The organism is Vibrio sp. Vb339 (assembly GCF_902751245.1).
GTDB classification, from domain to species: Bacteria; Pseudomonadota; Gammaproteobacteria; order Enterobacterales; family Vibrionaceae; genus Vibrio; species Vibrio coralliirubri.
In genome coordinates this window covers 46,088-68,719 of sequence record NZ_CADDIS010000010.1, presented here as the reverse complement: position 1 = coordinate 68,719, position 22,632 = coordinate 46,088, and the positions used below count along the sequence as shown (strand labels likewise).

The 22,632-nt window shown below is 45.4% G+C and carries 27 protein-coding genes and 1 riboswitch; of the genes, 14 read left to right on the top strand and 13 right to left on the bottom strand.

The window, feature by feature from the left end; genetic code table 11:
* Genes HRQ85_RS24440 through mlaF form a run of 5 tightly spaced genes read right to left on the bottom strand, consistent with a single transcriptional unit; the run spans position 1 to position 3,060 of the window.
* A complete protein-coding gene (locus HRQ85_RS24440) occupies positions 1-309 on the bottom strand; it encodes an STAS domain-containing protein (protein ID WP_019821470.1) in 309 nt (102 codons plus the stop codon).
* A complete protein-coding gene (locus HRQ85_RS24435; RefSeq protein WP_120459707.1) occupies positions 309-938 on the bottom strand; it encodes an MlaC/ttg2D family ABC transporter substrate-binding protein in 630 nt (209 codons plus the stop codon). The genes HRQ85_RS24440 and HRQ85_RS24435 overlap by 1 nt, the downstream gene beginning before the upstream one ends.
* Positions 939-990: 52 nt before the next feature.
* Positions 991-1,482, bottom strand: a complete 492-nt coding sequence (gene mlaD, locus HRQ85_RS24430; protein ID WP_046224439.1) for an outer membrane lipid asymmetry maintenance protein MlaD — start codon at positions 1,480-1,482, stop codon at positions 991-993.
* Between the two features lie 2 nt (positions 1,483-1,484).
* Complete coding sequence (gene mlaE / locus HRQ85_RS24425) at positions 1,485-2,264, bottom strand: lipid asymmetry maintenance ABC transporter permease subunit MlaE (protein ID WP_172380815.1); 780 nt, start codon at positions 2,262-2,264, stop codon at positions 1,485-1,487.
* 1 nt (position 2,265) lies between these two features.
* Positions 2,266-3,060: a phospholipid ABC transporter ATP-binding protein MlaF gene (mlaF, locus tag HRQ85_RS24420; protein WP_172380814.1), complete on the bottom strand. Its 795-nt coding sequence runs from the start codon at positions 3,058-3,060 to the stop codon at positions 2,266-2,268.
* Positions 3,061-3,325: 265 nt separating this feature from the next.
* Between mlaF and HRQ85_RS24415 the strand changes: the two genes are divergently transcribed.
* The 12 genes from HRQ85_RS24415 (at position 3,326) to mgtE (ending at position 12,596) form a co-directional block, all read left to right on the top strand.
* Positions 3,326-4,291, top strand: coding sequence for a calcium/sodium antiporter (locus tag HRQ85_RS24415; protein ID WP_050622165.1), 966 nt, complete (start codon positions 3,326-3,328; stop codon positions 4,289-4,291).
* A 34-nt stretch (positions 4,292-4,325) separates the two neighbouring features.
* Entirely contained in the window at positions 4,326-5,297 is a 972-nt protein-coding gene (gene kdsD / locus HRQ85_RS24410; RefSeq protein ID WP_172380813.1) for an arabinose-5-phosphate isomerase KdsD, read from the top strand.
* On the top strand, positions 5,297-5,854 hold the full coding sequence (gene kdsC / locus HRQ85_RS24405) for a 3-deoxy-manno-octulosonate-8-phosphatase KdsC (RefSeq protein ID WP_017058916.1): 558 nt from the start codon (positions 5,297-5,299) through the stop codon (positions 5,852-5,854). Before kdsD ends, kdsC begins: the two co-directional genes overlap by 1 nt.
* Complete coding sequence (gene lptC / locus HRQ85_RS24400; RefSeq protein ID WP_046224443.1) at positions 5,851-6,414, top strand: LPS export ABC transporter periplasmic protein LptC; 564 nt, start codon at positions 5,851-5,853, stop codon at positions 6,412-6,414. Before kdsC ends, lptC begins: the two co-directional genes overlap by 4 nt.
* Complete coding sequence (gene lptA, locus HRQ85_RS24395) at positions 6,395-6,889, top strand: lipopolysaccharide transport periplasmic protein LptA (protein ID WP_048605896.1); 495 nt, start codon at positions 6,395-6,397, stop codon at positions 6,887-6,889. The genes lptC and lptA overlap by 20 nt, the downstream gene beginning before the upstream one ends.
* A 2-nt stretch (positions 6,890-6,891) precedes the next feature.
* The gene (gene lptB / locus HRQ85_RS24390; RefSeq protein ID WP_004735304.1) at positions 6,892-7,617 is read left to right on the top strand and encodes an LPS export ABC transporter ATP-binding protein; all 726 of its coding nucleotides are present in this window, start codon (positions 6,892-6,894) and stop codon (positions 7,615-7,617) included.
* 52 nt (positions 7,618-7,669) lie between these two features.
* A complete protein-coding gene (locus tag HRQ85_RS24385) occupies positions 7,670-9,130 on the top strand; it encodes an RNA polymerase factor sigma-54 (RefSeq protein WP_172380812.1) in 1,461 nt (486 codons plus the stop codon).
* 62 nt (positions 9,131-9,192) lie between these two features.
* A complete protein-coding gene (gene hpf, locus HRQ85_RS24380; protein WP_009847742.1) occupies positions 9,193-9,480 on the top strand; it encodes a ribosome hibernation promoting factor in 288 nt (95 codons plus the stop codon).
* Position 9,481: 1 nt separating this feature from the next.
* Positions 9,482-9,940, top strand: a complete 459-nt coding sequence (gene ptsN, locus HRQ85_RS24375; protein WP_048605899.1) for a PTS IIA-like nitrogen regulatory protein PtsN — start codon at positions 9,482-9,484, stop codon at positions 9,938-9,940.
* 4 nt (positions 9,941-9,944) lie between these two features.
* Positions 9,945-10,814: an RNase adapter RapZ gene (gene rapZ, locus HRQ85_RS24370; RefSeq protein WP_172380811.1), complete on the top strand. Its 870-nt coding sequence runs from the start codon at positions 9,945-9,947 to the stop codon at positions 10,812-10,814.
* A gap of 2 nt (positions 10,815-10,816) precedes the next feature.
* Positions 10,817-11,092, top strand: a complete 276-nt coding sequence (locus HRQ85_RS24365; RefSeq protein WP_017066670.1) for an HPr family phosphocarrier protein — start codon at positions 10,817-10,819, stop codon at positions 11,090-11,092.
* 148 nt (positions 11,093-11,240) lie between these two features.
* Complete coding sequence (gene mgtE / locus HRQ85_RS24360; RefSeq protein ID WP_048605905.1) at positions 11,241-12,596, top strand: magnesium transporter; 1,356 nt, start codon at positions 11,241-11,243, stop codon at positions 12,594-12,596.
* A gap of 127 nt (positions 12,597-12,723) precedes the next feature.
* Here the strand turns inward: mgtE and pmbA are convergent, their stop codons facing one another.
* Positions 12,724-14,067, bottom strand: a complete 1,344-nt coding sequence (gene pmbA / locus HRQ85_RS24355; RefSeq protein WP_017058910.1) for a metalloprotease PmbA — start codon at positions 14,065-14,067, stop codon at positions 12,724-12,726.
* Positions 14,068-14,185: 118 nt separating this feature from the next.
* On the opposite strand from pmbA, the gene yjgA reads away from it, so the two are divergent.
* The gene (gene yjgA / locus HRQ85_RS24350) at positions 14,186-14,710 is read left to right on the top strand and encodes a ribosome biogenesis factor YjgA (protein ID WP_017058909.1); all 525 of its coding nucleotides are present in this window, start codon (positions 14,186-14,188) and stop codon (positions 14,708-14,710) included.
* Between the two features lie 108 nt (positions 14,711-14,818).
* Here yjgA and thiQ read toward each other — a convergent pair whose 3' ends face one another.
* The 5 genes from thiQ to mpl all read right to left on the bottom strand — a co-directional run bounded on the left by thiQ (position 14,819) and on the right by mpl (position 20,448).
* Positions 14,819-15,523 carry a thiamine ABC transporter ATP-binding protein gene (gene thiQ / locus HRQ85_RS24345; protein ID WP_017071293.1) on the bottom strand — a complete coding sequence of 235 codons (705 nt, stop codon included), beginning with the start codon at positions 15,521-15,523 and terminating at the stop codon, positions 14,819-14,821.
* Positions 15,523-17,136, bottom strand: a complete 1,614-nt coding sequence (gene thiP, locus HRQ85_RS24340) for a thiamine/thiamine pyrophosphate ABC transporter permease ThiP (RefSeq protein ID WP_172380810.1) — start codon at positions 17,134-17,136, stop codon at positions 15,523-15,525. The genes thiQ and thiP overlap by 1 nt, the downstream gene beginning before the upstream one ends.
* Positions 17,137-17,218: 82 nt before the next feature.
* Complete coding sequence (gene thiB, locus HRQ85_RS24335; protein ID WP_172380809.1) at positions 17,219-18,211, bottom strand: thiamine ABC transporter substrate binding subunit; 993 nt, start codon at positions 18,209-18,211, stop codon at positions 17,219-17,221.
* A gap of 53 nt (positions 18,212-18,264) precedes the next feature.
* Positions 18,265-18,384, bottom strand: a riboswitch (TPP riboswitch).
* 43 nt (positions 18,385-18,427) lie between these two features.
* Entirely contained in the window at positions 18,428-19,051 is a 624-nt protein-coding gene (locus HRQ85_RS24330) for a flavin prenyltransferase UbiX (protein WP_016787846.1), read from the bottom strand.
* Positions 19,052-19,089: 38 nt separating this feature from the next.
* Entirely contained in the window at positions 19,090-20,448 is a 1,359-nt protein-coding gene (gene mpl / locus HRQ85_RS24325; protein WP_172380808.1) for a UDP-N-acetylmuramate:L-alanyl-gamma-D-glutamyl-meso-diaminopimelate ligase, read from the bottom strand.
* Positions 20,449-20,719: 271 nt separating this feature from the next.
* Here mpl and fbp point away from each other — a divergent pair, with 271 nt between their 5' ends.
* On the top strand, positions 20,720-21,730 hold the full coding sequence (gene fbp, locus HRQ85_RS24320; protein ID WP_017097551.1) for a class 1 fructose-bisphosphatase: 1,011 nt from the start codon (positions 20,720-20,722) through the stop codon (positions 21,728-21,730).
* 92 nt (positions 21,731-21,822) lie between these two features.
* Here fbp and HRQ85_RS24315 read toward each other — a convergent pair whose 3' ends face one another.
* Both HRQ85_RS24315 and HRQ85_RS24310 read right to left on the bottom strand, forming a co-directional pair.
* On the bottom strand, positions 21,823-22,179 hold the full coding sequence (locus HRQ85_RS24315; protein ID WP_048618645.1) for a DUF2799 domain-containing protein: 357 nt from the start codon (positions 22,177-22,179) through the stop codon (positions 21,823-21,825).
* An 82-nt stretch (positions 22,180-22,261) separates the two neighbouring features.
* A complete protein-coding gene (locus HRQ85_RS24310; RefSeq protein WP_172380807.1) occupies positions 22,262-22,618 on the bottom strand; it encodes a gamma-glutamylcyclotransferase family protein in 357 nt (118 codons plus the stop codon).
* Between the last annotated feature and the right edge of the window lie 14 nt (positions 22,619-22,632).

Below are 22,632 nucleotides of genomic sequence, written 5' to 3'. Positions count from 1 at the left end.
CTAATTTTTTATGTGTTCTGCCATCATTGGCTGGATATTGCTCAATTGGAACAACGTTCGTAATTGTTCTGGCACGAAACTGAGCATTATATGACAGTTTTGATTTTTTGCATGCTCTAATAAGTGAATTAGCATCACCATTCCTGCTGAATCGACGCGATTTATATGGCTAAGGTCAATTTCAACGCTCGATTCCGTCGTTTGCCACTTTTCCAATATACGCCAGATTGCAGGAACACTGTCTCGGTCTAGATCACCAAGCAGCTGATATTCTTTAGAGCTTAGTGCTTGCCATTGAGAATGGCTCATTATTTGTTACTCTCAAAACGAATCGGTTGTGCGGCTAATTTCTCTAGTTCGTCAGCAACTTGTAAGATGCCTTCTTGACGAATCTTAGTATTCCACTCCGATTGCTTACTCGACAACAGGCTAATACCTTCGGCAACCATATCAAATGCTTTCCACTCGCCAGATTTCTTGTCTTTGCGAAGCTTAAATTCAAGCTTAATGTTTGGTCGCGGCGTATCGATGATATCAACCTTGATGCTCGTAATGCGGCTATCCGCTTTGATTTTTGGTTCTGGACCAAATTCAATCGTCTGATCTGTGTATTGAGTCAGCACTTGGGCATAAGAAGAAACCAGGTATTTACGGAATGAATCGATAAACACGCCCACGTCTTTTCTATCCGCGCCTTTTAAGTTTGGTCCAAGTAGCTTAAGAGCTGCATACTGTGCATTTACATAAGGCATCAACTCTTCTTCCACAATGACCTTCAATAGCTCAGGGTCTTGATGGATGTTGTCTTGTTCACTCTTCAAACGCTCAAATGCCACTTCGGCAACTTGAGTCATCATCTGGTAAGGCTGAGTACGATCAATCGATTCTGCAGCAAAGGCTTGGGTAGAAATAAGCAACGCCATTGCCGCCATAAACATTGATTTCAAGTAACCAATAGCTTTTAAATGACTAATAGTTTTCAACATCATCTTATTCCTTAGCTTCGCTGTCATTAGAACCACCAACGCTATACAGCACTTGGCCAATCAAATCTTCTAGTACTAATGCTGACTTGGTGTCTTCAATTGCATCACCATCGACCAGCATCTCTTCATCATCAAAAATGAAGCCTGGAACCAGACTAATGTACTGCTCACCGATTAAGCCAGACGTTAAAATTTGAGCGCTAGAGGTATCTGGAAATTGTGAGTATTTCCCGTCAATAGACAGTTCAACCACAGGCAGGTAGCTCTCGGTATCAAGCTCAATGCTTTTAACTCGTCCAACAACGACGCCACCCACTTTCACTGGAGAACGAACTTTTAGGCTGCCAATGTTGTCAAAGGTCGCTTTTAGATTGTAAGTATGGTTCGAACCTATGCCTTTTACGTCAGCGACTTGAAAGATCATGATTAAGATTGCGCAAATTCCGGCAATAACAAAGGTGCCGACCCATAATTCTAATTTTCGAGTTTGTTGCATGATTAATTCCCAAACATCAATGCGGTAAGAACAAAATCTAGCCCTAGTACCGCTAGAGAAGAGTGCACTACAGTGCGTGTGGTTGCCTGACTGATACCTTCAGAAGTCGGTACCGCATCATAACCATTGAAAAGAGCGATCCAAGTAACGGTGATAGCAAAGACCATGCATTTGATCATGCTGTTACCAATGTCTCGACCTAGCTCAACAGAAGACTGCATTGCAGACCAAAAACTACCGTGGTCAATGCCTTTCCAATCAACACCGACTAACTGTCCGCCCCAAATACCGACCGCCATGAAGATCATCGCCAGCAGCGGCATAGAGATAAGCCCAGCCCACAAACGTGGTGCGATAATGCGTTTTAGAGGGTCTACCGCCATCATTTCTAAACTGGAAATCTGCTCCGTTGCTTTCATCAAGCCGATTTCAGCCGTCAGTGCAGAACCCGCGCGACCTGCAAACAGCAGCGCTGTGACTACTGGGCCAAGCTCACGTAACAATGAAAGCGCGACCATCTGACCAAGGTTGCCCTCCGCACCGTAGTCAATTAACACGACGTAACCTTGTAGGCTCAATACCATGCCAATGAACAAGCCCGAAACTAAAATAATAGCCAATGACTGAACGCCAACGCTATAAAGTTGTTTTACTAATAAAGGGAAGTTTTTTAGTCGCGGGATGCCAAACAAAGCCCCAAATAACATCAGGCTTGCTCGACCAAATGACTCACAGATCGCAAGTGTTCGCTTACCGACACCTGCAATAGTTTTACCAACCATATTAAAACAAATCCTTTTCAAGACTTTGCGCTGGGAACCTAAATGGCACAGGGCCATCTGCTTCGCCTTGCAAAAATTGCTGCACTCTCGGATCGTCATTGTTGTACAACTCTTCCGGTGACCCTGCCGCAATGATTTTGCTATCAGCCATGAGGTAAACCCAATCAGCGATACTCATCACCTCAGGAACATCGTGAGAAACAACGATAGACGTTAAGCCCAAGGCTTGATTGAGGTTGCGAATGAGCTCAACCAAGACACCCATTGTAATTGGGTCTTGGCCCACAAACGGCTCATCGTACATGATGAGTTCTGGATCCAGTGCAATAGCACGCGCCAATGCGGCACGCCTAGCCATTCCGCCAGACAACTCACTCGGCATTAACTGCGCTGCCCCACGTAATCCTACCGCTTCAAGCTTAAGTAACACGATGGTACGAATGAATTTTTCGTTAAGTTCAGTGTGCTCTCGCAGCGGAAACGCCACATTATCAAAGACATTGAGATCCGTAAAAAGCGCACCCGATTGGAATAGCATGCTCATTTTCTTACGTGCTTGATATAGCTTTCGACGTGATAATGCAGGGATATTGTCGCCATCAAACCAAACTTCGCCTTCATCTGGCGGCAGTTGCCCACCAATCAAACGCAGTAAAGTCGTTTTGCCGATCCCAGACGGCCCCATGATTGCGGTTATCTTGCCTTGAGGTACCTCTAAACTAATGTCATCAAAGATAACGCGCTCACCGCGTGAGAAGCTGAGGTTCTTAACTTTCACAAGCTCAGTGTTCAACATATTTTTGTTGTTTCCTTGCTTTAAAAAACGCCAATTATGGCTGCAATAATAATGAGTCTACTTTAGAATTAAAAGCACTGTTCAATTAATTCATATTAAACAGGAATCTATGCAGGGATTTGAAAGCATTAGAAAATTATCTATTGAGCTCTCTTTCTTGCCTGCTAACTGGTAATTAATTTGCCGAGTGACTTCCCTTTTATCTAGCAACAGGTCAAAATTAGCGGTTAATTCTCCGTTTTTTATTAATTTTTTAGGAATCATCATGCTTGAAGCGATTGCGTTTCTTATTATCGGTCTAGGTTTTTTGGTGTGGAGTGCAGACAAGCTGGTTTACGGCGCCGCTGCTCTTGCTCGAAACTTCGGTATTTCACCACTAGTTATCGGTATGACGATCTTAGCAATGGGGTCTTCGGCTCCTGAAATGATGGTTTCTGCGACAGCAGCTCTTGATGGCAAAACAGATACCGCTGTCGGTAACGTATTAGGCTCAAACATCGCTAACATTGCGCTGATTTTAGGTATTACTGCCCTAATCAAGCCACTATCGATTAGCTCTGGCGTGATTCGCCGTGAACTACCATTAATGATTGGTGTCACTTTATTAGCTGGCGCACTGCTTTGGGATAACCATTTAGGTTTCTATGAAGGCGTGTTGTTGTTTGTTCTTTTCGCCGCTTTCTTATTTGCCATGCTACAAATCAGCCGCAGTGAGAAGAAGAACGGTGATGCCTTCCTTGACGAGCAAGAATCTGAAATCCCTGAGGGTGTAAGCAACCCTAAAGCAGCAATGTGGGTCGTGATTGGTCTGATCATCCTGCCTTTGGCTGCTGATATGCTGGTTGATAATGCCGTAATCATCGCGAAATACTTCGGCATGAGCGACCTTGTCATTGGCCTAACCATCATTGCCGTTGGTACTAGCTTGCCTGAACTTGCAGCATCACTTGCCGGCGTTATGAAGGGTGAAGATGATATGGCAGTGGGTAATATCATTGGTTCAAACGTATTCAACATCCTTGCTGTTATGGGTATCCCGGGCATCCTGAACCCTTCGATCTTGAGCGAATTCGCTATGGGTCGTGACTTCTGGGTAATGCTAGGCGTATCGCTACTGCTTGTTGTGATGGCACTAGGAAAATCTCGTAGTGTGAATCGCATTGAAGGCGGCGTGTTAATTGTGACGTTCGTGGCCTACCAAGCTTACCTACTAATGAACATGTCGGCTTAATTGTTGATTTAACTTCCCGTACTTGGAGTATTTGATGTCTCAGCCATTTGATTACCGCAGCGTTGCAAAACAAGTTTTGGAAACCGAAGTTGCAGGTCTCACTCAATTAGACCAATATTTTAATGATGATTTTTGTAAAGCTTGCGACCTTATCCTGAACAACAAAGGCAAAGTCGTTGTGATGGGCATGGGTAAATCAGGCCACATTGGCAACAAAATCGCAGCCACATTGGCAAGTACCGGTACATCGGCTTTCTTTGTTCACCCAGGTGAAGCAGCGCATGGCGACTTAGGCATGATCGAACCTGGCGATATTGTGATTGCAATATCCAACTCAGGCGAATCGGGAGAAATCCTCAGCCTGTTCCCGGTATTAAAGCGTTTGAACATCAAGATCATCAGCATGACGGGTAAGCCAGCATCGAACATGGCAACTTTGTCTGATATCCATTTACAAATTTCAGTACCGGAAGAAGCTTGTCCACTGGGCTTAGCACCAACAACCAGTACCACGGCGACTTTGGTCATGGGTGATGCATTAGCCGTTGCACTTTTGCAGGCTCGAGGCTTTACCGCTCAAGACTTTGCATTGTCTCACCCTGGTGGCGCTTTAGGTCGTCAACTGCTGTTGAAACTGGACGACATCATGCACACAGGTGACGCACTCCCTGTTGTGGCACCGGATGCGCTAGTTCGAGACGCTCTATTAGAGATTTCGCAGAAAGGCTTAGGCATGACAGCCATCGTTGGTGAAGATGGCCACATGGCCGGTATTTTTACCGATGGTGATTTACGTCGTATCTTAGATAAACGCGTTGATATCCATAACACACAGATCGGCGATGTGATGACGCTAAACCCGACGGTAGCCGAGCCAAACATGCTCGCGGTTGAGGGCTTAAACTTGATGCAAGCGAAGAGCATCAATGGCCTGATGTTGTGCCAAGAAGGTAAATTAGTCGGAGCGTTAAACATGCATGACTTACTGAAAGCAGGAGTAATGTAATGACACAGACAGTCGAAACTCTATACGGCACTGTTAACTCAGATGTATTTGCAATCGCAAAAGAGATCAAACTGCTAATTTGCGATGTCGATGGTGTCTTCTCTGACGGTCGTATCTACATGGGTAACAACGGTGAAGAGCTGAAAACCTTCCACACTCGTGACGGTTACGGCATAAAATCACTGATGAACGCTGGCATTGAAATCGCGATCATCACGGGTCGAAAATCTCAAATTGTTGAGAATCGTATGACCGCTCTAGGCATTAAGCTTATTTATCAAGGTCAAGACGATAAAGTTAAGGCATACCAAGATATTTGCGATAAGCTTTCTGTAAACCCTGAAAATACAGGTTACATCGGAGACGATCTGATTGACTGGCCTGTAATGGAAAAAGTTGGCTTGAAGGTCTGTGTGGCAGATGGTCACCCGCTACTTGCGAAGCGTGCAAACTACGTGACAACCATTAACGGTGGTCATGGCGCAGTACGCGAAGTCTGCGACCTGATTTTACAAGCAAGAAATGAACTCGACGTGCATAAAGGTTTAAGCATATGAGTTTTACTCGTATTATCTATTTAATACTCATTTTTATTGCCTCTTGGTCGACCTATTACCTGTACGACAAAGAGCAAACATCAACGATACAAGTAGCTCCAAATTTGGAGCTGCCCGCGTTTAGTGGCAAAAGCCTGAACAACATTAGCTACGACGAAAGCGGTATTCGCAGCTACCAGGTTGAATCGACGTATTTAGAACACTACTCAGTGGTTGGCGATACGCACTTTCAAAACCCAGTTCTTTCGGTATTCCGTGAAGGGCATACGATTGAATGGCAAGTCACCGCTGATCGCGCGATTATGGATGAGAATCAAGTTGTCACTTTTTATGACAACGTCGTGGCAAAGAACCTGTTGCCAGAAGCCAGCTTCGATACAATGACCACTGATAAAATGGTTGTTGAGTTGCCTAGCCGAGATTTTTATTCAGATACTCCGGTCCATATGATCGGTACATTTTTTGAAACTGAGGGACAAGCAATGAAGGGTAACTTCGGTACCAACAATGCGACCCTCTTTAATTCTGTTCAAGGTAGATATGAAACTCTTACACCTTAGTTTATTCGCTTTGACCCTTGCGGCACCTAATGTCTATGCTCTGTCTTCGGATAGCGAGCAACCTGTCTACATTGACTCAGACAGCCAGCAATTGGATATGAAAAGTAACCAAGTGACTTTCCTTGGTGATGTGAACCTTAAACAAGGCAGCATCAATATCAATGCCGATAAGGTTATTGTTACTCGTAACGCCGTAAATGGTGAGATTGAAGAAATTCAAGGCTTCGGTAAGCCAGCAACCTTCTCTCAGCTTACTGACGACGGTAAGACACTCTACGGTGAAGCTGATGACCTACATTACCAGCTTATTGCCGACCGACTGATCATGACCAAAAATGCGATGCTATCTCAAGATGGCAGCATCATTCGCGGCTCTAAGATCACTTACCAGATCGGTTCTCAGAAATTAGTCGCTGACAGTGGTGAAAACAAACGAGTGTCAACGGTTTTACAACCAACGGAAGTGAATAAGTAACGATGGCTGTTCTTAAAGCAAAAAACCTAGCGAAAACCTACAGTAAACGTAAGGTTGTGACCGATGTAAGCTTACAGGTAGAGTCAGGCCAGATCGTCGGTCTGCTTGGGCCTAACGGTGCCGGTAAAACCACGTCTTTCTATATGATTGTTGGTCTGGTTGCGCGTGATGAAGGTACCATCAGCATTGATGACCGAGACATCAGTATCTTGCCAATGCACAGCCGTTCTCGTCTTGGTATCGGTTACCTGCCTCAAGAAGCATCGATTTTCCGTAAGTTATCTGTAGAGAACAACATCATGGCGGTTTTACAAACCCGTGATGAGATGACCAACGAACAACGCCAAGATAAGCTGGAAGACCTGCTAGAAGAGTTCCACATCCAACATATCCGCACCAGCAATGGTATGGCTCTGTCAGGTGGTGAGCGTCGTCGTGTAGAGATTGCTCGTGCACTCGCAGCAAACCCGCAGTTCATTCTATTGGATGAACCATTCGCTGGTGTTGACCCGATCTCAGTAATCGATATCAAAAAAATCATTGTTCACCTGCGCGATCGCGGCTTGGGCGTTTTGATTACCGACCACAACGTTCGTGAAACATTAGACGTGTGTGAAAAAGCTTACATCGTAAGCCAAGGACACCTGATCGCTGAGGGTACTCCTGAAGATGTTCTCAATAACGAACAAGTTAAACAAGTTTATCTAGGCGAACAATTCCGTCTATGATTATATAGAGTATCGAGAGTTCTAAGAATAATAACTAGGTAAGTCACACTGAATGAAACCCTCATTACAACTTAAGCTAGGCCAACAGTTAGCAATGACTCCTCAATTGCAGCAAGCGATTCGTTTGTTGCAATTGTCTACTTTAGATTTGCAGCAAGAGATTCAAGAAGCACTTGAATCTAACCCACTACTCGATGTCGAAGAAGGCAATGAAGATACGCCAACATCGGAAGAAAAACCTAGCAGTGACGAAAAAGAAGCAGTTGACGCCACAGAGCAAGACTTACCTGATAGCTCAGACTTAATCGAAAAATCAGAGATTGGCAACGAACTAGAAATCGACACAACTTGGGAAGACGTCTACAGCGCAAACACCGGTAATACGGGTATTGCGATTGATGACGACATGCCGGTTTATCAAGGCGAAACAACTCAAAGCCTGCACGATTACCTACTTTGGCAACTCGACCTAACACCATTCACTGACACCGACCGAAGCATCGCTTTTGCACTAATAGATGCCATCGATGACTATGGCTACCTCACTGTAACTTGTGAAGACATCCTTGAAAACTTCGACAATGAAGAGATCGAGCTTGATGAAATTGAAGCCGTACGTAAACGAATTCAGCAGTTTGACCCGCTAGGTGTTGGTTCAGTCAATCTGCAAGATTGCTTGTTACTGCAACTGGCAACCTTCCCCCAAGATACGCCTTGGCTCAACGAAGCTAAGTTAGTACTTACTAGCCATATCGACCAACTCGGCAACCGCGATTACAAACTGGTTATCAAAGAGACCAAGTTGAAAGAAGCAGAACTACGTGAAGTTTTGCAACTGATTCAACAGCTGGACCCTCGCCCTGGCAGTAAAATTACGCCGGATGAAACTGAGTATGTGGTTCCAGATGTATCTGTCTTCAAAGACCTTGGCAAATGGTTAGTGACCATTAACCCTGATAGCGTTCCTAAGTTGAAAGTGAATCAGCAGTACGCTGATCTGGGCAGTAAAGGCAACAGCGCCGACAATCAATACATCCGCTCAAATTTGCAAGAAGCAAAGTGGCTAATTAAAAGCCTAGAGAGCCGAAATGAGACGCTACTCAAAGTTGCGCGATGCATTGTTGAACATCAGCGTGATTTCTTCGAACATGGCGAAGAAGCGATGAAGCCAATGGTTCTTAATGATGTTGCGTTAGCTGTTGATATGCACGAGTCCACGATCTCTCGTGTGACGACTCAAAAATTCATGCATACGCCACGTGGCATCTTCGAACTCAAATACTTTTTCTCAAGCCATGTCAGCACTGACAATGGCGGTGAATGTTCATCTACAGCAATTCGCGCACTCATTAAGAAGCTTGTCGCAGCGGAAAATACCGCGAAGCCTCTAAGTGATAGTAAGATTGCTGCTTTACTGGCTGACCAAGGAATTCAGGTAGCTAGACGTACCATAGCGAAATACCGTGAGTCTCTGGGCATTGCCCCATCGAGTCAGCGTAAACGCCTGCTATAAGCTCATTTAGTCGCTAGTTACTTAGCAACTATAATCAGGCAACCAACTGAAAAGGAAAGTCTATGCAAATCAATATTCAAGGCCATCACGTTGATCTTACCGATTCAATGCAAGACTATGTTCACACCAAATTCGACAAACTTGAGCGCTTCTTTGATCATATCAATAGCGTTCAGGTTGTTTTAAAAGTTGAGAAAATCAATCAAATCGCAGAAGCTACCCTGCATATAAATCAGGGGGAAATCCATGCGACAGCAACAGATGAAAGCATGTATGCCGCGATTGATTCATTGGTTGATAAACTCGTCCGCCAACTCAACAAGCACAAAGAAAAGCTAAGTAGTCACTAACATGCAATTAAGCGAAGTACTTTCATTGGACTGCACCAAAAGTGCAGTCCAATGCACAAGCAAAAAAAGAGCCCTTGAGCTCATCAGTCAGATCGCAGCAGAAAGCTGTGGTCAAGATTCAACAGAACTGTTTGAGTGCATGTTGAGCCGTGAGAAAATGGGCAGTACTGGTATTGGTAATGGCATTGCTATTCCCCACGCTCGTATGAATGTCAGTGATAAAGCGATTGCTGTATTACTGCAATGCCAAGATCCCATCGAATTTGATGCGATTGATAATCGTCCTGTCGACCTACTATTTGCCCTGCTTGTTCCAAGTGAACAGTGCAAGGAGCATCTAAAAACCCTTTCTTGTATGGCAGAGCGACTAAACGACAAGCAGACTCTTAAACAGTTGCGTAATGCTCAAAGCGATCAAGAGCTTTACGACATCATGATTCAAGTGCCAACTTGCGAGTAATAACATGCGATTAATCGTTGTTAGTGGCCAATCGGGGGCCGGTAAGAGTGTTGCGCTGCGAGTCCTTGAAGACTTGGGGTATTACTGTGTCGATAACCTTCCTGTAAACCTGCTCAACGACTTCGTCGAGTCGGTACGTGAGATCAATCAAAACGTCGCCGTTAGCATTGATATCCGTAACCTCCCGAAAGAGCCTCAGTTAGTCACAGAGATGCTAGAACAGCTAGACTCTGCCACTAATATCGATGTGAACGTCTTGTTCCTAGATGCGAGCAAGCAGACGTTACTCAAGCGCTACAGCGAAACACGCAGAATTCACCCTTTATCGATCGGCCAAGAAAAGCTCTCTCTTGAGCAAGCGATTGATTTAGAAAAGACACTCCTGACACCTCTCGCAGAGCATGCCAGCATTGTGATCGACAGTAGTGACTGCAACCTCTACGAATTGAGTGAAAAGGTTCGTTTTAAAGTTGAAGGCAAAGAGAAGCAAGAGTTGATCATCGTCTTTCAATCTTTCGGTTTTAAGTATGGCTTACCAAGTGATGCCGACTACGTGTTTGATGTTCGCTTTTTGCCGAACCCTCACTGGGAACCCGCACTACGACCACTAACCGGTCTAGATGCTCCAATTCACTCTTTTCTTGAAGAGCACCCAGAAGTTCTGGAGCTCAAGCAACAGATCCAAGGCTTTGTTGAACAGTGGTTACCAATGTTAGAGAAGAACAATCGCAGCTACCTAACGGTCGCGATTGGCTGTACTGGCGGCAAACACCGCTCGGTTTATCTAACCCAGAAAATTGGTGAGTACTTCGAACAACTTGGCCATCAAGTTCAAATCAGACACGCCTCCCTAGAGAAGCACCAACAGGGCTAACCATGGAATTAACTCGAACTGTACTGATCCAAAACCGCTTGGGTCTTCACGCTAGAGCAGCCGTAAAGTTGGTTGAGCTTGCACAAAGCTTTGATGCAACCATCACTATCCATAGCGAAGAAGATAAAACAGCGACAGCAGACAGCGTAATGGGGCTACTTATGCTGGAATCAGCGCAAGGACAACATATTACTATTCAAGCTGCAGGCACCGATTCACAGCAAGCACTGGATGCCGTCTGTCATCTCATTGAAGACAAGTTTGATGAGGGTGAGTAGCGAAAACGCTTCACTCGCAACGCCTAAGACTCAAACAACGAACCAACCAATATTAAATCTTAGTTCTAGCTAAGTTTATGATTTAAATAAGCCCCAGAATTAAGTTACTATTCCAACCATTGTTAAAATAATGAGATAGGAGGAAAATATGGCAGAGCAATTAGAATTCGACCAAGCTCACCAAACCCTCCAAGAAGTCAGCGAAGCCCTAGAAAACGGCCGATTTGTTCACGTACGCCGACAACTTCAGGACATGGAGCCTGAAGATATTGCACACCTTTTAGAAGCCTCCCCTCGCAAAAGTCGTGACGTACTCTGGCAACTCACCGATCCTGAAGACTACGGTGAAATTCTTGATGAACTAAACGAAGACGTCAAAGATGCTCTTGTGTCGAAAATGGCACCGGAGACCTTAGCAGAAGCAACCGAAGGCATGGAAACCGATGACGTCGCGTACGTACTTCGAAGCCTACCCGACGATGTTTCTCGTGAAGTCCTTTCTCAAATGGACTCCGTCGATCGTGCATTAGTTGAAACTGCCCTGTCGTACCCTGAAGATTCAGCGGGTGCGATAATGAACACCGACGTAATCACGATTCGTGGTGATGTCGATGTTGACGTTGTATTGCGCTACATGCGTATGCGTGGCGAACTGCCCGATGCAACTGACGCTCTGTATGTTATTGATGAAGAAGAACGTCTTATCGGTAACCTATCGCTTACTACACTGGTAACGACTCAGCCTGATGTGGCAGTTTCCGAAGTGATGGAGGATGCCGATGAAGCGATCGCGGTTGAAACCAGCGCTTCCGATATTGCGAGCCTGTTCGAACGTCGTAATTGGGTTTCAGCGCCAGTAGTCGATAGCAATCAACACCTTGTTGGTCGTATCACCATCGATGACGTGGTTGATGTTATCCGTGAAGATGCCGAGCACTCAATGATGAGTATGGCGGGTATGGACGATGACGAAGATACCTTCGCACCAGTCGTAAAATCCGCTCGTCGTCGTAGTGTGTGGCTTGGTGCTAATGTTCTTGCTGCGCTGGCTGCCGCATCAGTATCGAATATGTTTGAAGCAACGCTCGACCAAATGGCAGCGATTGCAGTACTGATGACCATTGTACCTTCGATGGGTGGTGTTGCCGGTAACCAAACCGTTGCTCTGGTGATTCGTGGGTTAGCACTCGGTCATATCGGTGACAGTAACAAACGCGAATTACTACTCAAAGAGGCGGCCATCGGCTTCCTAAACGGCGTGTTATGGGCTGTTATCATTGGTGGTATTGTGGTTGCTTGGAAAGGTAACTGGATACTGGGAGGCATCATATCAGCTGCAATGATGACCAACTTGATTGTCGCAGGTATTGCTGGTGTAACTATCCCAGTGATGTTGAAGAAGATGAATATCGATCCAGCCCTTGCTGGCGGTATGGCACTGACCACAGTAACCGATGTTATTGGCCTATCGGTGTTCTTAGGCTTAGCAACCATACTTATCTAGCTTGATTACCGACTCGGTAAATACAAAAAGGGAGCCATTAGCTCCCTTTTTAATGCATCAGATTTTAGCTTCAGGTCTAAATCCCATATTTAAACCTCATGTTTAAACTGAAGCAAATTAGGCAAAATTACTCACCCGCGACTTTCATCGACTCAAGTAAGATAGAACCCGTTTGAATTTGCGAACGTGTTTCTACGTCGTTACCCACAGCAACAATCTGAGTAAACATGTCTTTTAGGTTACCGGCGATTGTGACTTCTGATACTGGGTATTGGATCTCTCCGTTCTCAACCCAGAAACCCGCAGCGCCACGAGAGTAATCACCCGTTACGGTATTAACGCCTTGGCCCATCACTTCAGTCACTAGGAAGCCTGTGCCCAACTCTTTTAGCATCTGCTCAAAGTTTTGGCCGGTCGATTTAACGAACCAGTTATGAATACCACCCGCATGGCCTGTTGGTGTCATGTCCATTTTACGTGCTGCGTAACTCGTCAGTAGATAAGTCGCCAGAACACCATCAGTGATGATTTCACGATCTTGAGTGAACACACCTTCGCTATCAAATGGGCTTGAAGCCAAACCACGCAAGATATGTGGTCGCTCAGAAATGTTAAACCAGTCAGGTAGGATTTTCTGACCTAAATGATCCAATAGGAACGATGATTTACGGTAAAGATTACCGCCACTGATTGCCATCACAAGGTGACCAATCAAGCCAGTAGCAACATCGTTAGCGAACATAATTGGGTATTGGCCTGTTGGTAGCTTTTTCGCATCCAAACGGCTAATGGTCTTTTCTGCTGCTTCTTGACCTACGCGCTCAGGCGTCCATAGCTCATCACGGTGACGTGCAACGGTGTAGCTGTAGTCACGCTCCATCTCACCGTTAGCGCCTTGCCCAATGACACAGCAGCTCGTGCTATGACGGCTTGAAGCGTAGCTTGCTAGTAAGCCATGGCTGTTACCATAAACCTTAACGCCATAGTGGCTGTCGTAGCTTGCGCCATCACTCTGTTTGATCTTGTCGCTATAAGCTAACGCTTGCTTCTCAGCAGCAATCGCAATCTCAGCAGCATAATCAGGGTTTGGCTCATCAGGGTGGAAAAGATCCAAGTCTGGAATTTCTTTTACCATGTATTCTTTTGCTGCAGGACCTGCAAATGGGTCTTCAGACGTGTACTGAGCGATATCAAGTGCAGCCGCGACTGTTTGAGCAATAGCCTTTTCACTCAGATCAGATGTAGATGCGCTGCCTTTTTTCTGGCCGCGATAAACAGTAATACCTAGCGCACCATCACTATTAAATTCAACGTTTTCCACTTCACACATGCGTGTTGAAACACTTAAACCCGTTGACTTCGTAATAGCGACCTCAGCTGCGTCTGCACTCACTGATGCCATATCCAACGCTTTAGCTACTGCGGCTTCTAGCTCAACTCTTTGCTGGGCGACTTGCTGTTTTACATCCATATCTATTCTAATTTTTTAGGTCAATATTACGTAGGATAACAAGAATTTCGCTTTCTCCCCAAGATTCTTGCTAAAATAGGCAATATATTCGTTTGAGATAGTGACATAGGCAGAAAAGATGGCTCGCAAAAACCAAAAAGCCCCATGGGAACCAGAAGAAGAAATCATCTGGGTAAGTAAGACAGAAATGAAAACGGACATGGATGCCCTGCAAAAGCTGGGAGAAGAGCTTGTTGGTCTAAAGCCTTCTGTATTAGACAAATTTCCGCTGTCTGAAGATTTGGCACAAGCGATTAAAGATGCACAACGCTTTAAAAATGAAGCGAAGCGTCGTCAACTTCAATACATTGGTAAAGTAATGCGTAATGTCGATCCTGAGCCAATTCAAGCGGCTTTGGATAAAGTACGTAACAAACACTCACAAGCAACAGCTGAGCTACATAAGCTTGAACAACTGCGTGATCGTGTTGTTGCTGAAGGTGATGCGGCTATTTCAGAAGTAATGGAAATGTACCCTGAAGCAGACCGTCAGCGTCTTCGTCAGCTAGCTCGCCAAGCTAACAAAGAGAAATCAGCGAACAAGCCTGCGAAGTCTTCTCGTGAGATCTTCCAAATCTTAAAAGAGCTAAAGCTAGAAGACTAATCGTTATCTCGCTTTACTCATAGAGTGAATAAAAGACCTAGCGCATGCTAGGTCTTTTTGTTTTCTACGTACTCAATATCAGAGAGATTAAACAAGAGTGATGAGTTGTCACTCACCTGCTTTAACAAATGAGCTTAATTCTGTCTGTGGATGATCCGCCGTCAGTGCCTCTATCGAGTCTTCAACCAACACCTTACCTAGCGCCACAAACACAAACTTATTCGCGATACTGCGTGCGTCACCTAAATGGTGAGTCACCATCAAGACAGTAATATTTCGCTCTGCCGCTAATCGCTTCACTAAGCTAAGCATCTCTTCACGCAGCAAAGGATCAAGCGCAGAGAAAGGTTCATCAAGCAGCCAAATATCATGAGGTTGGACAAAACAACGCGCTAACGCAACACGCTGGCGTTGACCGCCTGATAAGTGCTCAGGCAACCTATCCAAATACTCAGCGACGCCAACTTGCGCTGCGGCTTGTTCCACAGCTTGCTTTTGGGTTGCAGTAAGTTTTAAACCTGGATGCAGACCTAAGCCAATATTTTCTCGCACCGTAAGGTGAGCAAACAGGTTGTGCTCTTGAAACAACATCGCCAATGGGCGCTGATGTGCTTCTTTACCAATAAGCGATTGCCCAGCCACTGAGATCTCACCCGATGTAGGCTCGATGAACCCCGCAACTAGCGCCAACAGTGTAGATTTACCCGCACCACTCGGCCCCATAAGCGCAACAATATCGCCCTGCTCAGCTTGAAAATCAAAGCTAAACAACTCTCTGTGATAGTGGTAGTCCACATCTTTCATCACTAACATCATCGGTTCCTCAACTCTTTAGCATCGAGCTTAGATCTTCGAGTAAATAAAAATTCTATTAAGCTAAAACTGCCGACACTCAGTAACAGTAAGCTCACAGAAACTACCGCCGCCGCTTCCATTTGATAGCTGCCTAACAATTGGAATAGGTACAAAGGCAGAGTTCTAAAATCTTGGCTACCAAACAAAGCAATCGCGCTTAAGTCACCCATCGCCAACATAAAGCTGATCGAAAACGCTTGTGCCATCGGCTTACGCAATGCGCGCCACTCCACTAGCCTAAAACGCGTGAAACCTGTCATACCCAAGCTTGCACACACATACTGGTACTGCTGAGATAAGTGCAGCATAGGTTGAGCCAAGGTTTTAATTACGTAAGGCAGCGCCATTAAACTATTGACGGCAATCACGATAAAGAAAGCTAAACTGAATACATCGGTGAATGAACGCAGTAATAAGAAGATACCCGTACTGATCACCAGCCCCGGAGTCACTAAGATAATAGTGCCAATCAGCTCGATTTTATCGGCTCGAAAATTCTTGTTCTGTAAACGCCATGCTCGGCTAGTCAGCAGTATGGCGATACCAATACCAACTGCGATAACACTTGCTAATGACGCGACTTTAACCGAGGTCATTAACGCCGCCCAAAGCGGCTCGCTGCTGAGTACGGTTAATGCCTGCGAGTTAATTCCACTGACGATAACCATAGCTAATGGCGGCAATACCAGCATTGAGACTATGATGATCCAAAAGCTATCCCAAGCTTTTGACCACCAGCTGTCCTTAACCAAATATTTCTCTTCCGACAGCTGACTAGCCGTCACTGAAATAGGTTTCGATAGGCGTTGAATGCTCACCGCTAGCACACCACACAGCAGCATTTGCCATATCGCGAGCAAGGCACCAGCTTGAAGGTCAAAGTCGAATTTAATCGCCTGATAAATAGCGAGCTCGATAGTGGTTGATTTAGGTCCACCGCCTAGCGCCATCACGGTAGCAAAGCTGGTAAAACACAACATGAAGACTAAGCCACACACATGTGGTAATTGCTGTCTTAAGCGAGGCCATTCAACCCATCTGAATTTGTTCCAATGACTCATACCCAAGTGAGCACAAAGCTTGTGTTGCTCGGCAGGCACCGTATCTAAGGCTTGTAAAAGTAAGCGACTGGCATAAGGCAAGTTAAAGAAAACGTGCGCCAGCAAAATACCATTCAATCCGTATATGGAAAATGGTAATTCAATATCGAAGTTCGCCAAAAACTTAGCTAACCAACCGCTATTACCATAGATCGCAAGTAAGCCAAATACACCAACTAACACCGGCAGGACTAAGGTCGACGCGAACAGCCTTAACAACAAAGCGCGTCCAAAAAATTGTCTACGACACAGCGCATGCGCAATAGGTATAGCAAAGCCAACACTCAGCACTGTTGAGAGTGTCGCTTGATAAAAACTGAATTTCGTTACATGCCAATAGTAGGGATCGGACCATACTTGGCTGATATCAAGAGAAGGGGCATTGCTAAGCAATGCCCCAACTGCTGAAACCACGAAGGCGGTAATGAGTGTCGCTACCCAAATCCCAACCTTAGGTGTTTTCTTTATCATAAATTGATTTTTACCGTAAACAGTTCACTCAAAGTATATCGAACGAACTTTTAAATACAGAAAGCCTATTTTTTAAAGTAAGTTAGAAAGTAAGTGCACTCTGCCATTCACGAATCCAAAGCTTACGCTTCTCGGCGATCTCTTCTGAGCTAAAGCTCAGCGCTTTCTGAGGAACCGTAAGTTGCTCGAACCCTTTTGGAAGCTCAATATCGGTCACTGGGTACATCCAGTTACCTGTTGGCATCGCCGATTGGAATTCATCACTTAGGATAAACGCCATAAACTCATCAGCAAGCTTTTCGTTCTTGCTGCCTTTAACCTTAGCGGCCACTTCCACTTGAGTGTAATGCCCTTCTTCAAAGCTTGCTGCTGCGTACTTAGAATCGCTCTCAGCAATAATGTGGTAAGCCGGCGACGTTGTGTAAGACAAGACTAAATCCGACTCGCCTTCTAGGAACATTGAGTAAGCTTCAGACCAGCCTTTGGTTACAGTCACTGTTTTCTGAGCAAGCTTCTTCCATGCTGCCGTCGCTTCATCACCGTATACTGATTTCATCCAAAGCATCATGCCTTGGCCTGGTGTTGATGTACGTGGGTCTTGGTAGATAACCTTGAGATCATCACGCTGCTCAACCAACTCTTTAAGGCTCTTCGGTGGGTTTGCCAACTTCTCTTTGTTGTAAACAAAAGCAAAGTAGCCAAAGTCATAGGGTACAAAAGTGCTGTCGTTCCAACCATTAGGCAGTGTTACTGATGAAGTATCAACATTATGCTCAGCCAATAAACCCGTCGCTTTCGCTTCAGCCATCAGGTTGTTGTCGAGACCTAGCAAGATATCGGCTTTGCTGTTGCCGCCCTCAAGACGTAAACGGTTCAGAATAGACACGCCATCTTCTAGAGCGACAAAATTCACATCACAACCACACTTCTCTTCGAATGCTTTTTCAACGGCAGGACGAGGGCCCCAATCCGCAGCAAAAGAGTCATAGGTGTATACAGTCAAAGTGTTGTCTGCAGCAAAGGCAGAAAAAGAAATAGCTGTAGTAACAGCAAGGGTAGTTAATGTGAATTTCACTGGACGCTCTCCATGGTCTGAGCGGCACAGGTTTGAGAGAGGAGAACGGTAGAGGTTGTTCCTAACTCAATTCCTACGCCAGCATTATCTGGTTCAGGTTTACGGGTCCCAAGCGTGTGCTTGATCTCAGCTGGCATTCATTGTTTGAATGGTTCGCTCCCCGATGAGTGTTCAGAATTGTAATTCGAATTTTAACAATAAGCTATCAAGTTTGGATCAATTACGTTGATCGTAACCCCAACGTGGCACTAAACCTTGCTCGATACCAAGATGATCCAGAATGCGCGCCACCATAAAGTCGACCAGATCTTCGATCGACTTAGGTTGGTGATAAAAACCCGGAGCCGCTGGCATAATCGTTACGCCCATGGTCGAAAGCTTGTGCATGTTCTCTAGATGAAGCGTCGAAAATGGCGTCTCACGAACCACCAACAACAGTTGGCCTCGCTCTTTCATGACCACATCTGCTGCTCGCTCAATCAGGTTATCCGACAAGCCATGTGCAATCGAAGCCAAGCTTCCCGCTGAACATGGACACACTACCATCTGCTTCGGCGCTGCTGAACCAGAGGCAACTGGCGAGAACCAATCATCTTTGCCACACACCACCAGCTTTTCAGGGTCGCAGCCAAGATGTTTAACCAAAGCTTGTTTCGCCGCATCTGGCCCAGCAGGTAACTTAAGTTCATGCTCGGTCGCCAATACCACTCGCGCTGCCGATGAAATCAGCAAGTAAACCTGATAATCGGCTGCCAAAAGGCATTCAAGTAAACGCAGGCCATAAGGCGCACCGGATGCGCCAGTGAAAGCAAGAGTTATCGCTTTATCGTGTTTTGTCATGTTCTCAATTACTTCAAATTATAAGGTCGTGGATGCCGCTAGCCTTTGAGTGCCAATCCATCCAACAGTTTTTGGTGAATGCCACCAAAGCCACCATTACTCATTACCAAGATTTGGTCGCCAGCTTGCGCCTCTGAGACAATTTTAGCAACGAATGCATCCATGTCATCACTCACGTGTGCAGGTTGGTGACAAGCGTCTGCAACATCTTGAACTGACCAATCAATGTTATCCGGTTGGAATAAGTAGGTAGAATCCGCCTGCTTCAACGAATCAGCCAGGATTTCTTTGTGCACACCACGTTTCATGGTGGCAGAGCGAGGCTCTAAAACGGCAATGATTTTCTTAGTGTCGACCTTATTACGTAATCCGCCGAGCGTAAGTTCAATCGCCGTTGGGTGATGAGCAAAATCGTCATAAACAGAAACACCTGCCACCTCGCCTTTAAACTCCAAACGACGCTTAGTATTAATAAAGGTAGCTAGCGATTCACAAGCGAGGTCTGGTGTTACGCCCACGTGTCGTGCAGCGGCAATCGCCATCAAGGCATTATTTACGTTGTGGTCGCCCACTAAATCCCAATTTACCGTTCCAACACATTCATTTTGGAAGTAAACCTCAAATTGAGAGCCATCTTTGACCAGTTTCTTGGCATCCCAGTCGCCTTGCTCGCCACTCGATTCAGTTTCGCTCCAGCAACCGCGAGCTAAAACATCTTGAATAGCAGTATCTTGCTTAGGTGAGAATATACGGCCATTGCTCGGCACAGTGCGCACCAAATGATGGAATTGACGCTTAATCGCTTCAAGATCGTCAAAGATGTCCGCATGATCGAACTCTAGGTTATTCATCACCAAGGTTCTTGGGTGGTAATGAACGAACTTAGATCGTTTATCGAAAAAAGCACTGTCGTATTCGTCAGCTTCTACCACGAAGAACATACTTTCACCAAGGCGAGCAGAGATACCAAAGTTACCCAACACTCCGCCAACTAAGAAGCCCGGTGCATAGCCACAGTCTTCCAAGATCCAAGCCAGCATACTTGATGTCGTGGTCTTACCGTGCGTTCCCGATACCGCTAACACCCAACGGTCATGCAGCAGGAACTCTTGCAACCACTGAGGGCCAGAGGTGTATCTAAGGTTGTTATCCAACACATACTCAACACACGGATTACCGCGGCTCATTGCGTTACCGATAACCACGAGATCTGGCCTTGGTTCTAATTGGCTAGGGTCGAACCCTTCAATAATTTCAATCCCTTGTGATTCCAACAAGGTGCTCATTGGTGGGTAAACATTCGCGTCACTACCCGTAACCTTGTGACCTAATTGACGAGCCAATACCGCAGCACCACCCATGAAGGTGCCACAAATTCCTAAGATATGAATATGCATAAATTGCTTCCAAACGCTTGGCTAAATAAACGATGCCTAATTAAAAACGGCTTGCACTCATTATCATTAAATGGCGATTAAAAGCGAGCGGCAATGCAAAACAAATTGAGTCGACATAGTAAGTGAGATCTGTGTCGCTTAGTTCATTACCATTAAAAAGATCTAACCTTTAGAATTTAGGTAAGCGTCTAGATGAATAAAGCCCACTCAAGAGGCCGAATCTACAGTGCTCAAATCCCCCCTAATATTGAGAGAAGTTTAAGGAAATAACATGTCTGAGATGCGCACCCTTGGTGAGTTCATTGTTGAGAAACAGAGTGACTTCCCCCATGCAAGCGGTGATCTATCATCCCTTTTGTCGTCTATTCGACTTGCTGCAAAAATTGTTAACCGTGAGATCAACAAGGCTGGCCTAGTCGACATCACTGGCGCTGTTGGTACAGACAACGTGCAAGGTGAAGAGCAGCAAAAGCTAGACCTTTACGCGAACGACAAATTTAAAGCGGCTCTAGAAGCTCGTGACCAAGTTTGTGGTGTTGCAAGTGAAGAAGAAGACGAAGCTGTCGCCTTCAATAAAGAGCTCAACAAAAACGCAAAATACGTTGTACTGATGGATCCACTTGATGGCTCTTCAAACATCGATGTGAATGTATCGGTTGGTACAATTTTCTCTATCTACCGTCGAGTATCACCGATCGGTACTCCACCAACACAAGAAGATTTCCTACAGCCAGGACACAAGCAAGTAGCCGCGGGTTACGTGATTTACGGTTCTTCAACCATGCTTGTATACACAACAGGTGCTGGCGTAAATGGCTTCACCTACGACCCATCACTGGGTACCTTCTGCCTATCTCATGAAAACATGATGATTCCAGACGAAGGTAAGATTTACTCAATCAACGAAGGTAACTACATCCGCTTCCCTACGGGTGTTAAGAAGTACATCAAGTACTGCCAAGAGAATGAGCCAAGCGACAACCGCCCTTACACATCACGTTACATCGGTTCTCTAGTATCAGATTTCCACCGTAACCTGTTGAAAGGCGGCATCTACTTGTACCCAAGCACGCAAAGTCACCCTCAAGGTAAACTGCGTCTGCTTTACGAATGCAACCCAATTGCTTTCCTTATGGAGCAAGCGGGCGGTATCGCTTCAGACGGTGCTCAACGTATCATGGACATCAAACCAACTGAACTGCACCAACGTGTACCTTTCTTTGTTGGCTCAACAGACATGGTTCGCAAAGTAGAAGAGTTTCTTGAGCTAAACCGAGACTAAACCCCTCGTTCATTTCTCAAAATAGCGTCATTAAAAAAGCCAGCATTCACATGCTGGCTTTTTGTTGTTCGCTGAATTAAACAATCACCGAATTATTGAACGCTATATTTTGATTCAGCACCACGTTCGTAATTAAAACGGAACCATTTATCGACGTCATCGCAAATGCCAAGGTAGGTCTCACCGCGGCGTCCTAGCGCTCGCGGGTTCTGCGAACAGTACTGAGTTTTACCCACTTCATAGCCTTGGTCGTAAGCCGCATACAAATCGGCATCAATAGACGGTGAAGACGCAGCTTCTGCCAAACTTGCTTCAGTCTGTTTGGTTTTTCCTTTTAGCGCCATTTCTTCGCCAAAGCTCTGCCAATCGGTCGTATTCATTGATGTTGGTGGCGGAGTTTGCGCACAACCAAATAGCATTACTGATAGCACCAATAATAGATATTTCATAATTTCCTCCTGATGGAAAAAGACTAGCCTGTACATTGAGACTTTTAGCTATTACGTCAGAATGCTTCCAGTAGTTCATTCACTATAGCGGGTTGTTCCGCTTACACCAGTTACCCGAAAGTATTTCTTTATTAGCTGTTAGATCAAGCTGATACAAATATACCCATGCTAATCCAAATATAGTCTCTATTTGCTCGCGACGATACTCAACAGGAACATCTTCTAGCCGATCGAGCGACTCTAAAATTTCGTCGTTAATGATATAGACCTCACCAGCGACACTTTTCTTTCCCAAAATCATCGCCGGATAGGCACCTAAATCAAATAGTGCGTATTCCTTAGGTGTATCAAACTGCCCTAATAAATCGCAGCCCTGCAAATAATGGTGATTGGACTGACCTTGCTTCAAGGTTCCATAGACAAAAACAAGATGCTGCATATGCCCTCCCATAC

What these genes read in the sequence shown, in the direction of transcription:
- lptC (WP_046224443.1), top strand. Translation starts at nt 5,851, where the DNA reads ATGAGTTTTACTCGTATTATCTATTTAATACTCATTTTTATTGCCTCT.
- pmbA (WP_017058910.1), bottom strand. Translation starts at nt 14,067, where the DNA reads ATGGATGTAAAACAGCAAGTCGCCCAGCAAAGAGTTGAGCTAGAAGCC.
- HRQ85_RS24440 (WP_019821470.1), bottom strand. Translation starts at nt 309, where the DNA reads ATGAGCCATTCTCAATGGCAAGCACTAAGCTCTAAAGAATATCAGCTG.
- HRQ85_RS24310 (WP_172380807.1), bottom strand. Translation starts at nt 22,618, where the DNA reads ATGCAGCATCTTGTTTTTGTCTATGGAACCTTGAAGCAAGGTCAGTCC.
- mpl (WP_172380808.1), bottom strand. Translation starts at nt 20,448, where the DNA reads ATGCATATTCATATCTTAGGAATTTGTGGCACCTTCATGGGTGGTGCT.
- kdsD (WP_172380813.1), top strand. Translation starts at nt 4,326, where the DNA reads ATGTCTCAGCCATTTGATTACCGCAGCGTTGCAAAACAAGTTTTGGAA.
- rapZ (WP_172380811.1), top strand. Translation starts at nt 9,945, where the DNA reads ATGCGATTAATCGTTGTTAGTGGCCAATCGGGGGCCGGTAAGAGTGTT.
- HRQ85_RS24385 (WP_172380812.1), top strand. Translation starts at nt 7,670, where the DNA reads ATGAAACCCTCATTACAACTTAAGCTAGGCCAACAGTTAGCAATGACT.
- HRQ85_RS24415 (WP_050622165.1), top strand. Translation starts at nt 3,326, where the DNA reads ATGCTTGAAGCGATTGCGTTTCTTATTATCGGTCTAGGTTTTTTGGTG.
- thiQ (WP_017071293.1), bottom strand. Translation starts at nt 15,523, where the DNA reads ATGTTAGTGATGAAAGATGTGGACTACCACTATCACAGAGAGTTGTTT.
- fbp (WP_017097551.1), top strand. Translation starts at nt 20,720, where the DNA reads ATGTCTGAGATGCGCACCCTTGGTGAGTTCATTGTTGAGAAACAGAGT.
- HRQ85_RS24435 (WP_120459707.1), bottom strand. Translation starts at nt 938, where the DNA reads ATGTTTATGGCGGCAATGGCGTTGCTTATTTCTACCCAAGCCTTTGCT.
- thiP (WP_172380810.1), bottom strand. Translation starts at nt 17,136, where the DNA reads ATGATAAAGAAAACACCTAAGGTTGGGATTTGGGTAGCGACACTCATT.
- HRQ85_RS24315 (WP_048618645.1), bottom strand. Translation starts at nt 22,179, where the DNA reads ATGAAATATCTATTATTGGTGCTATCAGTAATGCTATTTGGTTGTGCG.
- mlaE (WP_172380815.1), bottom strand. Translation starts at nt 2,264, where the DNA reads ATGGTTGGTAAAACTATTGCAGGTGTCGGTAAGCGAACACTTGCGATC.
- mlaD (WP_046224439.1), bottom strand. Translation starts at nt 1,482, where the DNA reads ATGCAACAAACTCGAAAATTAGAATTATGGGTCGGCACCTTTGTTATT.
- lptA (WP_048605896.1), top strand. Translation starts at nt 6,395, where the DNA reads ATGAAACTCTTACACCTTAGTTTATTCGCTTTGACCCTTGCGGCACCT.
- lptB (WP_004735304.1), top strand. Translation starts at nt 6,892, where the DNA reads ATGGCTGTTCTTAAAGCAAAAAACCTAGCGAAAACCTACAGTAAACGT.
- HRQ85_RS24330 (WP_016787846.1), bottom strand. Translation starts at nt 19,051, where the DNA reads ATGACAAAACACGATAAAGCGATAACTCTTGCTTTCACTGGCGCATCC.
- HRQ85_RS24365 (WP_017066670.1), top strand. Translation starts at nt 10,817, where the DNA reads ATGGAATTAACTCGAACTGTACTGATCCAAAACCGCTTGGGTCTTCAC.
- yjgA (WP_017058909.1), top strand. Translation starts at nt 14,186, where the DNA reads ATGGCTCGCAAAAACCAAAAAGCCCCATGGGAACCAGAAGAAGAAATC.
- mlaF (WP_172380814.1), bottom strand. Translation starts at nt 3,060, where the DNA reads ATGTTGAACACTGAGCTTGTGAAAGTTAAGAACCTCAGCTTCTCACGC.
- hpf (WP_009847742.1), top strand. Translation starts at nt 9,193, where the DNA reads ATGCAAATCAATATTCAAGGCCATCACGTTGATCTTACCGATTCAATG.
- mgtE (WP_048605905.1), top strand. Translation starts at nt 11,241, where the DNA reads ATGGCAGAGCAATTAGAATTCGACCAAGCTCACCAAACCCTCCAAGAA.
- kdsC (WP_017058916.1), top strand. Translation starts at nt 5,297, where the DNA reads ATGACACAGACAGTCGAAACTCTATACGGCACTGTTAACTCAGATGTA.
- ptsN (WP_048605899.1), top strand. Translation starts at nt 9,482, where the DNA reads ATGCAATTAAGCGAAGTACTTTCATTGGACTGCACCAAAAGTGCAGTC.